This is a genomic window from Hyphomicrobium sp. CS1GBMeth3 (genome assembly GCF_900117455.1).
Classification (GTDB): Bacteria; Pseudomonadota; Alphaproteobacteria; order Rhizobiales; family Hyphomicrobiaceae; genus Hyphomicrobium_C.
Map to the genome: position 1 here is coordinate 354,400 of NZ_FPHO01000003.1, position 12,335 is coordinate 366,734.

13 protein-coding genes are annotated in these 12,335 nt (G+C 64.4%); all 13 read right to left on the reverse strand.

Translation table 11 applies throughout. From position 1 onward, the window contains the following. Nucleotide 1: 1 nt before the first annotated feature. Nucleotides 2–1,003, reverse strand: a complete 1,002-nt coding sequence (locus CS1GBM3_RS08990) for a PhoH family protein (RefSeq protein WP_083567366.1) — start codon at nt 1,001–1,003, stop codon at nt 2–4. A gap of 189 nt (nt 1,004–1,192) precedes the next feature. Then, on the reverse strand, nt 1,193–2,515 hold the full coding sequence (miaB, locus tag CS1GBM3_RS08995; RefSeq protein WP_280173509.1) for a tRNA (N6-isopentenyl adenosine(37)-C2)-methylthiotransferase MiaB: 1,323 nt from the start codon (nt 2,513–2,515) through the stop codon (nt 1,193–1,195). 380 nt (nt 2,516–2,895) lie between these two features. After that, complete coding sequence (locus CS1GBM3_RS09000) at nt 2,896–3,780, reverse strand: lyso-ornithine lipid O-acyltransferase (protein ID WP_072394729.1); 885 nt, start codon at nt 3,778–3,780, stop codon at nt 2,896–2,898. A gap of 32 nt (nt 3,781–3,812) precedes the next feature. Beyond that, nucleotides 3,813–4,265 (reverse strand): Fur family transcriptional regulator, encoded by a 453-nt coding sequence (locus CS1GBM3_RS09005; protein ID WP_072397356.1) that lies wholly within the window; start codon nt 4,263–4,265, stop codon nt 3,813–3,815. A gap of 111 nt (nt 4,266–4,376) precedes the next feature. Further along, nucleotides 4,377–4,862: a ribosomal protein S18-alanine N-acetyltransferase gene (gene rimI / locus CS1GBM3_RS09010; RefSeq protein ID WP_072394731.1), complete on the reverse strand. Its 486-nt coding sequence runs from the start codon at nt 4,860–4,862 to the stop codon at nt 4,377–4,379. After that, entirely contained in the window at nt 4,859–5,608 is a 750-nt protein-coding gene (gene tsaB / locus CS1GBM3_RS09015; protein ID WP_244534603.1) for a tRNA (adenosine(37)-N6)-threonylcarbamoyltransferase complex dimerization subunit type 1 TsaB, read from the reverse strand. Before tsaB ends, rimI begins: the two co-directional genes overlap by 4 nt. Continuing rightward, a complete protein-coding gene (locus CS1GBM3_RS09020; RefSeq protein ID WP_072394733.1) occupies nt 5,592–6,182 on the reverse strand; it encodes a malonic semialdehyde reductase in 591 nt (196 codons plus the stop codon). Before CS1GBM3_RS09020 ends, tsaB begins: the two co-directional genes overlap by 17 nt. 122 nt (nt 6,183–6,304) lie before the next feature. Beyond that, nucleotides 6,305–6,859, reverse strand: a complete 555-nt coding sequence (locus CS1GBM3_RS09025; RefSeq protein WP_072394735.1) for a NifU family protein — start codon at nt 6,857–6,859, stop codon at nt 6,305–6,307. Between the two features lie 141 nt (nt 6,860–7,000). Then, nucleotides 7,001–7,513: a universal stress protein gene (locus CS1GBM3_RS09030; RefSeq protein ID WP_072394737.1), complete on the reverse strand. Its 513-nt coding sequence runs from the start codon at nt 7,511–7,513 to the stop codon at nt 7,001–7,003. 60 nt (nt 7,514–7,573) lie between these two features. After that, a complete protein-coding gene (trpS, locus tag CS1GBM3_RS09035; RefSeq protein ID WP_072394739.1) occupies nt 7,574–8,611 on the reverse strand; it encodes a tryptophan--tRNA ligase in 1,038 nt (345 codons plus the stop codon). 72 nt (nt 8,612–8,683) lie between these two features. Next, complete coding sequence (murJ, locus tag CS1GBM3_RS09040) at nt 8,684–10,264, reverse strand: murein biosynthesis integral membrane protein MurJ (protein ID WP_072394741.1); 1,581 nt, start codon at nt 10,262–10,264, stop codon at nt 8,684–8,686. Nucleotides 10,265–10,345: 81 nt separating this feature from the next. Then, nucleotides 10,346–11,476 (reverse strand): nickel/cobalt transporter, encoded by a 1,131-nt coding sequence (locus tag CS1GBM3_RS09045; protein WP_072394744.1) that lies wholly within the window; start codon nt 11,474–11,476, stop codon nt 10,346–10,348. Further along, on the reverse strand, nt 11,473–12,144 hold the full coding sequence (locus tag CS1GBM3_RS09050) for a DUF1007 family protein (RefSeq protein WP_244534604.1): 672 nt from the start codon (nt 12,142–12,144) through the stop codon (nt 11,473–11,475). Before CS1GBM3_RS09050 ends, CS1GBM3_RS09045 begins: the two co-directional genes overlap by 4 nt. Between the last annotated feature and the right edge of the window lie 191 nt (nt 12,145–12,335).

Here is a 12,335-nt window from a genome sequence, read left to right on the forward strand (position 1 = left end):
GTCACGGTCTCCCCGTGCCAAGCGTATCGTACGCGGCCACGATCTTCGCGACGAGGTCGCGACGCACGACGTCCGCGTTCGAGAAGCGCACTGCCGTGATGTCGTCCACATCCGACAGAACCCGCACCGCCTCCTCGAGACCCGACGTCATTCCAGGCGGCAGGTCGACCTGCGATGGATCGCCCGTCACCACCATTTTCGAGTTCTCGCCGAGACGCGTCAGAAACATCTTCATCTGCATGCTTGTCGTGTTCTGCGCCTCGTCCAGGATGACGAACGCATTGGCGAGCGTACGTCCGCGCATGAACGCGAGCGGCGCGATCTCGATGACACCGCTCTCGAGATCACGCTCCACCTTCTCCGGCGGCAGCACATCATAGAGCGCATCATAGAGCGGCCGCAGATAAGGATCGACCTTCTCGCGCATATCGCCCGGCAGGAAGCCGAGCCGCTCACCTGCCTCGACCGCCGGTCGCGACAGGATGATGCGCTCGACAACGCCGCGCTCGAGGCACTGCGCGGCATAGGCCACTGCGAGATAGGTCTTGCCGGTGCCGGCCGGGCCGATGCCGAACACGAGGTCTGTCTTGTCCAGCGCGCGGATGTAGGTGCTTTGCGCGGGTGTACGCGCCTTGACCACGCGGCGGCGCGTTGCGATCTGCGCCTGCCCATCGGACGAAGGCGTGTCCTGCTGGCGCGCGTGGCGGATCAAGCCGTCAAAATCTCCAGGGCCCACGTGCTCTCCCTTTGTGACGCGCTCATAGAGCTTTTCCAGTACCTCGCGCGCGATCTCGCAGGCGCTTTCGGAGCCTGACAGGATGACGACATTGCCATGCGCGTGCGCCTCGATGCCGAGGCGGTCCTCGATCAACGCCAGATTGGCATCGAACTCACCGAGGAGGCGAGTGAGGTGGCGGTTGTCCTCGAAAGGCACCACCACGCGTTTGCTTGGAATGGGGGATTTAGGCACTCGCCTTCGACCTACCGCCGTCTGGCCGCGCATCGCTGTCAAGCGTCTCGTCTCCTGGGACTGGACCAAGCCCACCCGGCATTCTGCAACAAGAGCCGGACAAACCGGTCGCTTCAAAAACCCGGACCCGGATCGACTCGGCGTCCAGCCCGGACAAGCCTAGCATAGGACCGGGCGCCGTCGAATCAACGTCCCTGCCCAATGCGTGAACCGTTAACAGGTTCATGCTGACCCACATATGACGCCCGAAAGGCTGTTGGCGCCCGCGGAGCGGATCTCCACCTCGACGATTTCGCCAACGCGCGCGGGATCGGCATCGGCATGAACGAGCTGCAAATAAGGCGAGCGGCCGACCAGCTGGCCTTCGTATCGGCCGGTTTTTTCTAGCAAGACGGGCAGCGTCTGCCCCACGAACTGGCCGTTGAAGCGCCGGTAGCCGGCGTCGATTGTATCCTGCAGCCGCGCGAGACGCTCGCGCTTCACATCCTCCGGCACCTGCTCGTCCATGGTCGCGGCGGGCGTGCCAGGGCGCGGGCTGTACTTGAACGAGAACGCATGTGCGAAACGCGCCTCTTCGACGAGCTTGAGCGTCTCCTCGAAATCGGCGTCGCTCTCGCCCGGAAAGCCGACGATGATGTCCGTCGACAGCGCGATGTCGGGGCGCGCCTCCCGGATGCGCCCGATAAGGTCGAGATACTCCCCCGCCGTATGCTTGCGGTTCATGGCGGCGAGCACACGATCCGCACCCGCCTGGAACGGCAGATGCAGATACGGCATCAGCTTCTCTTCGTCGCGATGCGCCTGAATGAGGTCGTCACTCATGTCACGCGGATGGCTCGTGGTGTAGCGGATGCGCGAGAGCCCCTCGATTTCGGCGAGATGACGGATCAGCCCAGCAAGGGCAGTCGGCGCCCCGTCCGGCCCATCGCCGTGATAGCCGTTGACGTTCTGGCCTAAGAGCGTGATTTCGCGCACGCCGCGCTCAACGAGGCGCCGTGCCTCTGCGACCAGCGCCGCCACCGGGCGCGAGTATTCCATGCCGCGCGTATAGGGAACGACGCAGAACGTACAGAACTTGTCGCAACCTTCCTGCACCGTGAGGAAGGCCGACACCGCGCGCGGCGGGCGACGGTCCGGCAGCGCCTGGAATTTGTCCTCGTCGGGAAATGCCGTCTCGACAATCGACGTCTCGCCGCGCCGCATGCGCGCCAGCAATTCCGGCAGACGATGATAGCTCTGCGGACCGAGCACGAGATCGACCACCGGCGCGCGCCGCACGATCTCGTCACCCTCGGCCTGCGCCACACAACCCGCAACGGTGATCAGCGTCTCCTTGCCATCGCGCGCGCGCTCACGCTTGATGTCGCGCAGCCGGCCGAGATCTGAGTAGACCTTCTCCGCCGCCTTCTCGCGGATGTGGCAGGTATTGAGGATCGCAAGGTCCGCCTCTGCCGGCTCGCTCGTCTCGACATAACCCTCCGCCGCCAGAGCTTCGCTCATGCGCTCGGAATCGTAGACGTTCATCTGGCAGCCGAACGTCTTGATGAAAACGCGCTTTGTTGCGGGCGGAGCGGCGCTCTCGGCGGACTCGCTATGCGGGGCCGGATCGTCGAGAAGCGATGAATCGAGGTCGTCCAAGGGCGTTTGCGTTCCCGGTCTCTGAAGTGCTTCCGGAAATGGACCCAGGCCGTGGCAGAGCCATAGAGGTCCAGTTCAAACGATAGAAGCACGAACTAAAGGTTCCCCGCGCGCCTTGCGGTATCACAAATCGACCGCAGCCGCACCCTACCTTTGCCGCATTGCAGCATTGCGCCGCCGATTTGTCCAGCGACGCCAGAGCGATGCCTAACCGGCCTGCAATGACACATGAATCTCGCCTGCCGACATCGTTAATGCCAGAGCGAGCGAGAATCGGCCGAGCGGAATCAGCGGAAGGATGCCGCGCTGCCGGCTGGGCGCGCGGGCGCACGCGCCTCGGCTGCCGGCGCCGTCGTCACGATGTCCGCGTCCTCGGGATAGCTGCGCAGCATGCGCACCACGTTGGTGCGGATCTCCGCTTCGCTGCGCCGCGCCAGATCCTTGCGGTCGGTGAAGTCCTCGAGCGGAATCGGCTCTCCGATGCGGATGCGCACGTCGAGCGGGCCGGCCTTGAGCAGGGCCCATGCGTGGCTCTGCATCTCCATGTCGCCGAACCAGCCGACCGTCGGCCGCGCCCAGCGGTTGATGGGAATCCCATACAGCCGCGTGTAGACAATCGAGAGCGTCTGCACGACCGCGCCCGTGTCATCCGCTCCGCCCGCACTGCCCTTCTGAGACGGCTTGGCAGCCGCAAACAGCGACGTCCGGAACGGCAGCACGCGATTGCCATCGCTCGACGTCCCCTCTGCGAAAAGCACGATGGTGTCGCCCGTTTTCAGCCGTGCCATGATCTCGTTAGTCGTCTCACCGACGGCACTGCGCCGCTCGCGATCGACAAATACCGTGCGCTGCAGCTTGGCGAGGCTCGACACGAACGGCCACCGCCCCACCTCCTTCTTGGCGACGAACGACACCGGCGCCACGGCGGACAACACCGGAATGTCAAGCCATGATGTGTGATTGGCGACGAGCAGCACGGGACGGTTCTGCGCCACCGCGCCGTCAATCGTGAGCCTGACACCGAGCAACCGGCAGACCTGACGGTGATACCAATGCGGAAAGCGGCGCGCGCCAGTCGGCGACAGACGAACCAGCGCCGCCTGCACCGGCATCAGCGGTACGGTCAGTGCGAAAAAGCCGGTTAAGATCGATGTGGCCCGGAACGTTCCCATACCCTCGCCCCTTTGCACCCCGGCGCGTCCCACTAGCTCTTACGCGCCGACTTCTTCTTGTCGACGGGCTCGCCGTAGAGTTCCAGCTTATGCCCGACCAGCGAATATCCGAGCTCGCGCGCGATCGCCTCTTGCAACTTCTCGATCTCGGCGCTTTGAAACTCGATCACGCGCCCCGTCGTGATGTCGATCAGGTGGTCGTGATGATCGCGCTGCGCTGCCTCGTAACGGCCACGGCCACTGCCGAACGCATGTCGCTCGAGGATGCCCTTCTTCTCGAACAGGTTCACCGTTCGATACACTGTCGATAGCGAGATGTTTGAATCGACGCGATGCGCCCGCCGGTGCAGCTCCTCGACGTCCGGGTGGTCACGCGCCTCAGACAACACGCGCGCGATCACGCGCCGCTGGCCAGTCATGCGCAGCCCGTGCTCGGCGCACAAAATTTCCAATCGAGAAAGGCCCTCGTCTTTCGAGCCCGCCATCGCGTCCGTCCCGATCCCGTGAATGCTCGCATTGCCGTCGCCAGCGTGGCACCCGGCCATCGACCGTCGGCTGAAGTCTACTGGCTCAAAACAGGAGAGTCTGCAAGGCGCCTAGAGCTTGAGGGCCAAAGTCACGGCATCGACCGCGTCTCCGCCGGCCCGCGCATAGTAGCCGCGCCGCAAACCGGTGCCGAGGAAGCCCGCCCGCCGGTAAAGCGCCATGGCGGCGTCGTTGTCGGCGGCGACCTCGAGAAACAGCGTTTTGGCCTCGGCTCGCTGCGCCGCACGCGCGAGGCCGTCGAGCAGGCGTTTGCCAAGCCCCTTGCGCTGCCAGTCCTTCGCCACGCCGATAGTCAGGATCTCCGCTTCATCGGCCACGAGTTGTGCAAGCACAAAACCGACGGGGACCTTGGGCGGACCGCCAACGACGGCGAGAAACGCGGTGGAAGCCGGGTGATCGAGAAGCGAGCGGACGCTGTCCTCCGACCACGCGGGCGCGAACAGCTCTCCATGCAGCCGCGCGATTTCCGGGGCATGCTCGGGACCGGCCCAGAGCAGCGACACGTACTTGGGATCGAGCGCGGCCCCCTCGCTCATGGCGCCCTCGCCAGCGCCGCGCCGTCCTGCGGCTTCGCATCCGGCGGCCGCAGATAGAGCGGACGCGGCATTTCACGCGCGGGCTTAACAGCACCCTCCGGAATGAAACGGACATCGGGCTCGAGATCCTTGAGCCGCGCCGCGATGTCGAACCCGAGATCACGCGCCGCAGCAGCCAGCGCCTCCGCGCCGGAGCCAACAGCGAGAACGGCCCGACCGCCGAGCCCCCGCGCCGCCGCCTCGGGCGTCGTCAACTCCGGATCGCCGAGAGGAGCCAGGTCGCCCGCAAACGTCTGCAGATAGATCTCGCCGCGCCGCGCATCGACAGCAACCGCCAGCACCTTGCCCGCAACCTCATCGGGGATCGCGGCCGCCGCCGTGTACGCCATGACCGCAAGACTCGAAATCGTCCCGACCGGCGCACCGGTGGCCACCGCCAGCGCCCGCGCGGCCGCAATACCGACCCGCTGGCCGGTGAACGTTCCAGGCCCCGTCGCAACCACGATCAGCCCGATCTCGGAAAATCCGAACGGTGCCTCGCTCATCACCTCGCCGATCATCGGCGTGAGGCGCTCGGCATGCCCGCGCACCAGCCGCTCGAAGCGCCCTGCGCGACCACCATCCCATGTGGCGGTCACCGAGCAGGCACCGAAGCAAGTATCGAAAGCAAGAATGTTCATGAGCTGAGCATAGAGCACGATGCGCAGGGTGCAATGACCCGCATCAGGATCAGAGGATCTGCGCAAGCTCGTCGAACGAGAGGCGCGGCAGTCGCGGCTTGAGCACCGAAGCATCACCATAGCCAAGATTACAGAGAAAATTCGCCTTCACCGGCGTGCCGGCGAAAAACTCCTCCGTAACGCCAGCCTGGTCGAAACCCGACATCGGACCGCAATCGAGGCCGAGAGCCCGTGCCGCGAGGATCAGATAGGCGCCCTCCAAAGAGCCATTACGGAAGGCCGTCTCGGCAATGTGCTCTGGTCTGCCCGTGAACCAGCTCTTGGCGTCCGTATGCGGAAAGAGACGCGGCAGGTTCTCATAGAACTCGAGGTCGTACCCGATGATGGCCGTGGCCGGCGCCGCCATCGTCTTTTCGAGGTTGCCCGACGACAGGAACGGCTTGAGCCGGGCCTTCGCTTCCGGCGACTTGACGAACACGAGCCGCACCGGTTCGCAGTTCGCGCTCGTCGGACCGAGCTTCATGAGATCCACGATCTGCACCAGCAGCTCATCGGGCACCGGCTTCGCCTGCCAAGCATTGTGGGTTCGCGCGGACTGGAACAGCTGGTCCAGCGCGGACTGATCGATCGCAGACGACATGGTAGGCAGCCTCGGTTCCTCAAAACGAACGTAAAGAGTTTCAGCATGGCCGCCAAAGGCGCGCCATCGCAACAAAAACCCCGCCGAGTGGGCGGGGTTTCTCAGCCTCTATGAAGTGGACCTCAAACGGCCTGCACTTCCTCGACCTCCGGACAGAAATGCTTGAGCAGGTTCTCGATGCCGTGCCGCAGCGTCGCCGTGGAGCTGGGGCAGCCCGAGCAGGCGCCGCGCATGTGCAGATAGACGATCCCGTCGCGGAAGCCGGCGAAGGTGATGTCGCCGCCATCCTGAGCAACGGCCGGGCGCACGCGCGTCTCGAGCAGCTCCTTGATCGTCGCCACCACGTCGGCATCCTCGGCATCATAGGCGCCGTCTGCCGCATCGTTGGCGCCGTCGCTGTCGACCACGGCCGCGCCCGACATGTAGTGCTCCATGATCGCGCCGAGCACCATCGGCTTCAGATGCTGCCACTCGACGTCAGTCTTCGTCACCGAGATGAAATCGGAGCCGAGAAACACGCCCGCCACGCCGTCGATGTCGAACAGGCGCCTGGCGAGCGGCGAAGCATCCGCGTCGCCCTTGCCGCGAAAGTCGGCCGTGCCGTCCTCGAGCACAGGCTTGCCCGGAATGAACTTCAGGGTCTGCGGGTTCGGCGTGGCTTCGGTCTGGATAAACATGCCGGTTATCTCCTCCTGGTGGCCGGCGCAGAGCGCCGGTCGCAGGCATCTTTAGAATGGTTCCAGAAAATTAGGAAGCTAGAGAACGATTGTCTAGCCCTCCTGTCGGGCTTTTCACAAGCTCTTCCAATCGTTTCCGTTTTAGGCCAGCACGATAATGTCCTCGAAGGCCAGATTGCCGGGCACCACGGTGATCGGGATCGGGAAAGAGGCAACCGCCGAACCTGCCGCCAGCGTCGAGACAAGCGGCCCGGGCCCCTTGGGATCGGTGGACGCACCCAGTACGAGGATCGAGACGTCCTCGTCCTCGGCGATCGTCTTCATGATCTCCTCGGCCTTGAGCCCCTCGCGGACAAGCTCCTCGCACGGGATGTTCTCGAACCCGACTTGGTGCAGCTTGCGGCGAAAAAGCCTGAACAGCGCCCGCGCCTTCAGCGTCTCTTCCTCCACCTGCACCTGCCGCACGCCGGCCCAGTGCTGGAAATCCTGCGGCTCGATGACATAGAGCATCAGGATCATGCCCGAGGACCGCACCACGCGCGCCGCCGCGTAATAGAGCGCGCTCTCAACTTCCGTGCTCTCGTCGACGATGAGCAGGAACTTGCGGGTGTGACCGGCCTCGAACGAGCGGCGTTTTCGGTACGTCAGCGTCATGATCGCGATGCTGCCACGCGCCCGCCGACTCCACAACAGAGCCGTTGGTGCGGCCTTCGGCTACGACCGGATAAGGCCGACGATATCCTTGACCTCATTCATGATCGGCGTGGCGATCTCGCGCGCCCGCGCCGAGCCGTCGGCGAGCACGCGGTCGATCTCAACGGGATCTCCGGTCATGCGCCGGATCTCGTCGCCGAGCGGTGCCAAGCGAGCGACGGCGAGCTCGGCCAGCGCCTTCTTGAAGCTCGAGAACTGCTGCCCGCCGAACTCGGCAAGCGCGGCCTCTTTGGTCTTGCCGGCAAGCGCCGCATAGATGCCAACGAGATTGTCCGCCTCCGGACGACCCGCAAGCCCCGCGATCTCCGACGGCAGCGGCTCGGGGTCGGTCTTCGCCTTCTGGATCTTGCGCGCAATGGTGTCCGCATCGTCCGTCAGATTGATGCGCGACAGGTCCGACGGGTCGGATTTCGACATCTTCTTCGTGCCGTCGCGAAGACTCATGACGCGCGTAGCCGGTCCCATGATCACGGGATCGGGCTGCGGGAAAAACTCGCCGTCGGCATGGCCAAGCGCCTCGATCTGTGCGCGGAAATCGTTGTTGAACTTCTGCGCGATGTCGCGCGCAAGCTCGAGGTGCTGCTTCTGATCCTCGCCGACCGGCACATGCGTCGCCCGATAGGCCAGGATGTCCGCCGCCATCAGGTTCGGATAAGCGTAGAGTCCAACCGACGCCGCCTCGCGGTCCTTGCCGGCCTTCTCCTTGAACTGCGTCATGCGGTTGAGCCAGCCAAGGCGCGCCACGCAATTGAAGATCCAGGCCAGCTCGGCGTGCGCCGACACTTGGCTCTGGTTGAACAGAATGCTCTTCTTGGGATCAAGGCCCGACGCGATATAGGCCGCCGTCACCTGCCGGATGGCGTCGCGAAGCTCCTTGGGATCCTGCCACACAGTGATCGCGTGCAAATCGACGACGCAATAGATGCACGCATGCGTCTTCTGCATCTCGATCCACTGGACCATGGCGCCGAGGTAGTTGCCGAGATGCAGGCTGCCCGTAGGCTGCATGCCCGAGAAAACGCGTTCCTGGAGTTTCATGATCCCTCGTTCCGCCATAGCCGCCGCGTTATGGCGCGGCAGCAGGGGATGCGCAAGGCCGAGCAGGCGAGATCACCCGGCCCGCTTGGCGAGATTGCGCAATTGACGGAAATTTACCGCGCCCGTGATCAGTAAGGCGGCGCCATAGACGACGAACCCCGCGCCCACCAGCAGAGCGAGGGCCAGCGCATGAACCGGGAAGCCTTGCTCAGGCGCAAAATACGGGCCGAGGAAGTGTGCCGCCGCCACCAGCCCGACGCCCATCATCACCGACGAAGCCAGGATCGCCGCGAACGCGCGCGCCATACGCCGGTCGACAACGAAAAACCCGCGTTTCAAAAGCGTGGCCCAGAGCAGCCCGGCGTTGAGCCAACCGCCGAGCGCCGTCGCGACCGCGATGCCAAGATGCGGCAGGCAGCCGAGGCGACGGAACAGGAAAAACAGCGCGATGGATCCAAGCGTATTCGCCGTCAGGCTGATGACGGCATAGCGCATCGGCGTCTTAGTATCCTCGCGCGCGAAGAACGCCGGCGAGAACACCTTGATCATAACGAAGGCCGGCAACCCAAGCGCAAACACCGAAAGCACCGCCGCCGTGCTCGCCGTATCGGCCGCCGTGAACGCGCCACGCTGGAACAGCACCTTGACGATCGGGATCGGCACCACCGCGAGCGCCACCGCCGCCGGAACCGTGAGCATCATGGCGAACTCCAGCGAGCGGTTCTGGCTGTCGAGCGCACCCGCGTGATTGCCGGCCCGCAGCTGCCGTGCCACGTCCGGCAGCAACACGACGCCGATGGCAATGCCGACGATCGCGAGCGGCAGCTCATAGAGCCGGTCCGCGTAGTAGAGCTGAGACACCGCGCCCGGCTGCTGCGAGGCGATGATCGTCCCGATCATGATGTTGAGCTGCGTCACGCCACCCGCGATCACGCCGGGAATGCCAAGGGCAATCAGCCGGCGCAAACCGTCGGTCATGCGCGGCCGCCTGAGCTTGAGCGTGAAATTATTGCGCCGAAGCCCGCTGATCAGGAGCCACAACTGCAACACGCCGGCGACGAAAACGCCGATCGCCTGCACGATGCCGCCTGCCGGCTTATTGTGAAACCCGAGCCCGAAGCCAATGTAGATCGCCACCAAAAGCGTGAGGTTCAGGACAATCGATACCGCCGAGCTCTCGACGAACTTCCCGAACGTGTTGAGCACTCCCGAGAATAGCGCCACGAGCGACATGCACAGCAAATACGGAAAGGTAATCTGTGTCAGCAGCACCGCGAGATCGAACTTTTCCGGGGTCGCGCTAAACCCGGGTGCCAGCAAATACATCAGCCAGGGCATGGCGATGATTGCGACGATCGTCAAAGCCACGAGAACCGCGGCGAGCCCGGCAAGCGCCTGCTCGGCGAACGCCCGCGCCGCAGCGCGACCGCCGTTCTCAAGCTCCTTGGCAAACAGCGGGATGAACGCCGAGTTGAATGCACCTTCGCCGAACAGGCGCCGGAACAGATTCGGAAACCGGAACGCCACGTTGAAGGCGTCAGCCACCATGCCCGAACCGAACGCCCAGGCGAAGGCGATGTCGCGCAGGAAGCCGAGCACCCGCGACACGAGCGTCAGGCCGCCGACGGTGGCAAAGGCGCGGTAGAGCTTCATGGCGGACCTGGAGGACCTGGATCGGGCTGGAGGCGCGGGCTCCGCCGCCCTGCTTAGAGGGGATTAGGCTCCCCGCAAAGCCTAAAGCGGTCCAGTTGTGCCGCCACCGAGCGAGGCGACGAAGAACGTGGCTCCCATGAGCAGAACCAGCGTCGAGCCGAGGAGACCCGCGCCCGTGGCGACAGCCCCTGCCAGCCGGCTCTCGCCGCCCGCCATGCGACGCGCAAGCTCGCGCGAGCCGACCGCCAGCGAGGCAAGCACCGAAACCGTGATCGCCGTCCCGAACGCCATGGCAAAGGTGGCAAACACGCCGGCGATCAGCAGACCCTGGCTCAACGCGAAGATGAGCACGAGGATCGCCCCGGTGCAGGGGCGGATTCCGACCGAGAACGCGATGGCCAGCGCCTTGCTCCAGGACAGCGGCCCTTCAAGCTGCTTGGGATCGGGCATATGGGCATGCCCGCAGCAGGAGCCATCCGCGTGGTGATGGTGGCCATCCCCATGCGCATGGGGATGACTGTGTCCCCGGCTATGCGCGTGTCCGTGATCGTGCCCGCATCCGCAACCGCCGTGATCGTGTGCATGCACATGGTGGTCATGAGCGGGTGCAGCCGCCGCGGCTTCCGCGCGTCGCCGCTTGATGAGCGCGCTCACCTGCCCATAGAGCAGCCATACGCCGACCATGGCCACGAAGCCCCAGCTGATGGTTTCGATCCACCGCTCGGTCGCAGAGATCTGCAGGCTCGTGGCGTTGAGCGCAATCGCCAGCACGCCGACGATGGCGATGGCCGACAGCGCTTGGATGAAAGCGGATAGGAACGAGAGCATGATCCCGCGCCTCACCGTGCGTTCGTTGGCGAGCACATAGGACGAGATCACCGCCTTGCCATGACCCGGTCCCGCCGCGTGCAGCACACCGTAGGTGAAACTCAAAAAAGCCAGCATCAGCGTCGCGTCGAGCACGCTGCCGGCCTTCATCTGCCGCACGGAGGCCGCAAGCTCACGGTTGATGCGCTGCTGCTGTGTCAGCACGTACGACCAGACATCCCCCAAAAAGCTTCTCTCAGCCTGCGCCGGCTGCACGGCCGTCGACTGCCCGTGGGGCAACGGCACGCCAAAAGGCGTCTTTTGCGGCTCGCTCTGGGCGAGCGCTCCGACGGAGACGGCAAGACACAGGAAGAGCGCTGAAAGCGCGGCGAGAGTGCGGGTCATGATTTCTTGCAGCCGAGCGTCACCGTTCGCGCGTAGCCGAGGCCCATGCCCTGGTTGGCATCGCCCGTCGTGAGCTGGCCGCCGAACGATTGGTTGAGCGCCTGCAGATCGGCGAGCTCATTCTCCGGAATGCCGATGTTGGCCGCACATCCCTCAGGCGCGCCGGCGAGCTTGACGGGCTCGTTCTTCTCGAAGTCGAACGCGATGAAGAACGACTCGTCAAATACCGCGAAATTGAAGTCCGGAGCATCCGCCAGCACCGGCTGCTCGAACGGCAGCGTGAAGTGCAGCGACAGGAGCCCATCCTTGTATTCAAGATAATAGTCGATCGGCGGCTTCGCTTTGATCGCAGCCTTCCCAAGCTTCGCCGCAGTGAAGTAGCCGAACTCCTTGAGCCCATCGATGTTGACCTGCGCCAGCTCCTCGAGCTCTTCGCGCGAGTACTGCCCATCGCCATTTGTATCGAGCCCCTGGATGGCCATCGCCGTGTACATGTCGTCGAAGGTCCACTTGTGCTGCAACCCGTTGATGGACCCGCTCTGATAGAGCACAGTCGTCTCAACGGTCACCCAGACGTGCGGGTGCGCTTGAGCCGGCACCGCCAGCAACGCCAGGAGCATGCCAAGCGCTGCAAGCTGCCGGCCCACTGTCCGCAAAGCCAAAGTCAAAGCTGCCCTCCTCGTCGACATCGGGTGGATCCGCCTCCGCGAGTACCGGAAGTCTAGCACATCGCTCAATGGCGCTGCGGCAACGTCTCCTACCTCGGGACACATAGGCTGCGCCGCCAGGGTTTACAGGCAAACCACCCAAAAAATGGAGCGGAAGCAAGGCATCCCCGCCTCCATTGCGCCAAATTGGA

Bases quoted from the DNA above. Each gene is read 5' to 3' on its own strand.
- CS1GBM3_RS08990 (WP_083567366.1), bottom strand. From the start codon at position 1,003: ATGCGCGGCCAGACGGCGGTAGGTCGAAGGCGAGTGCCTAAATCCCCC.
- CS1GBM3_RS09000 (WP_072394729.1), bottom strand. From the start codon at position 3,780: ATGGGAACGTTCCGGGCCACATCGATCTTAACCGGCTTTTTCGCACTG.
- CS1GBM3_RS09005 (WP_072397356.1), bottom strand. From the start codon at position 4,265: ATGGCGGGCTCGAAAGACGAGGGCCTTTCTCGATTGGAAATTTTGTGC.
- rimI (WP_072394731.1), bottom strand. From the start codon at position 4,862: ATGAGCGAGGGGGCCGCGCTCGATCCCAAGTACGTGTCGCTGCTCTGG.
- CS1GBM3_RS09020 (WP_072394733.1), bottom strand. From the start codon at position 6,182: ATGTCGTCTGCGATCGATCAGTCCGCGCTGGACCAGCTGTTCCAGTCC.
- CS1GBM3_RS09025 (WP_072394735.1), bottom strand. From the start codon at position 6,859: ATGTTTATCCAGACCGAAGCCACGCCGAACCCGCAGACCCTGAAGTTC.
- CS1GBM3_RS09030 (WP_072394737.1), bottom strand. From the start codon at position 7,513: ATGACGCTGACGTACCGAAAACGCCGCTCGTTCGAGGCCGGTCACACC.
- trpS (WP_072394739.1), bottom strand. From the start codon at position 8,611: ATGAAACTCCAGGAACGCGTTTTCTCGGGCATGCAGCCTACGGGCAGC.
- murJ (WP_072394741.1), bottom strand. From the start codon at position 10,264: ATGAAGCTCTACCGCGCCTTTGCCACCGTCGGCGGCCTGACGCTCGTG.
- CS1GBM3_RS09045 (WP_072394744.1), bottom strand. From the start codon at position 11,476: ATGACCCGCACTCTCGCCGCGCTTTCAGCGCTCTTCCTGTGTCTTGCC.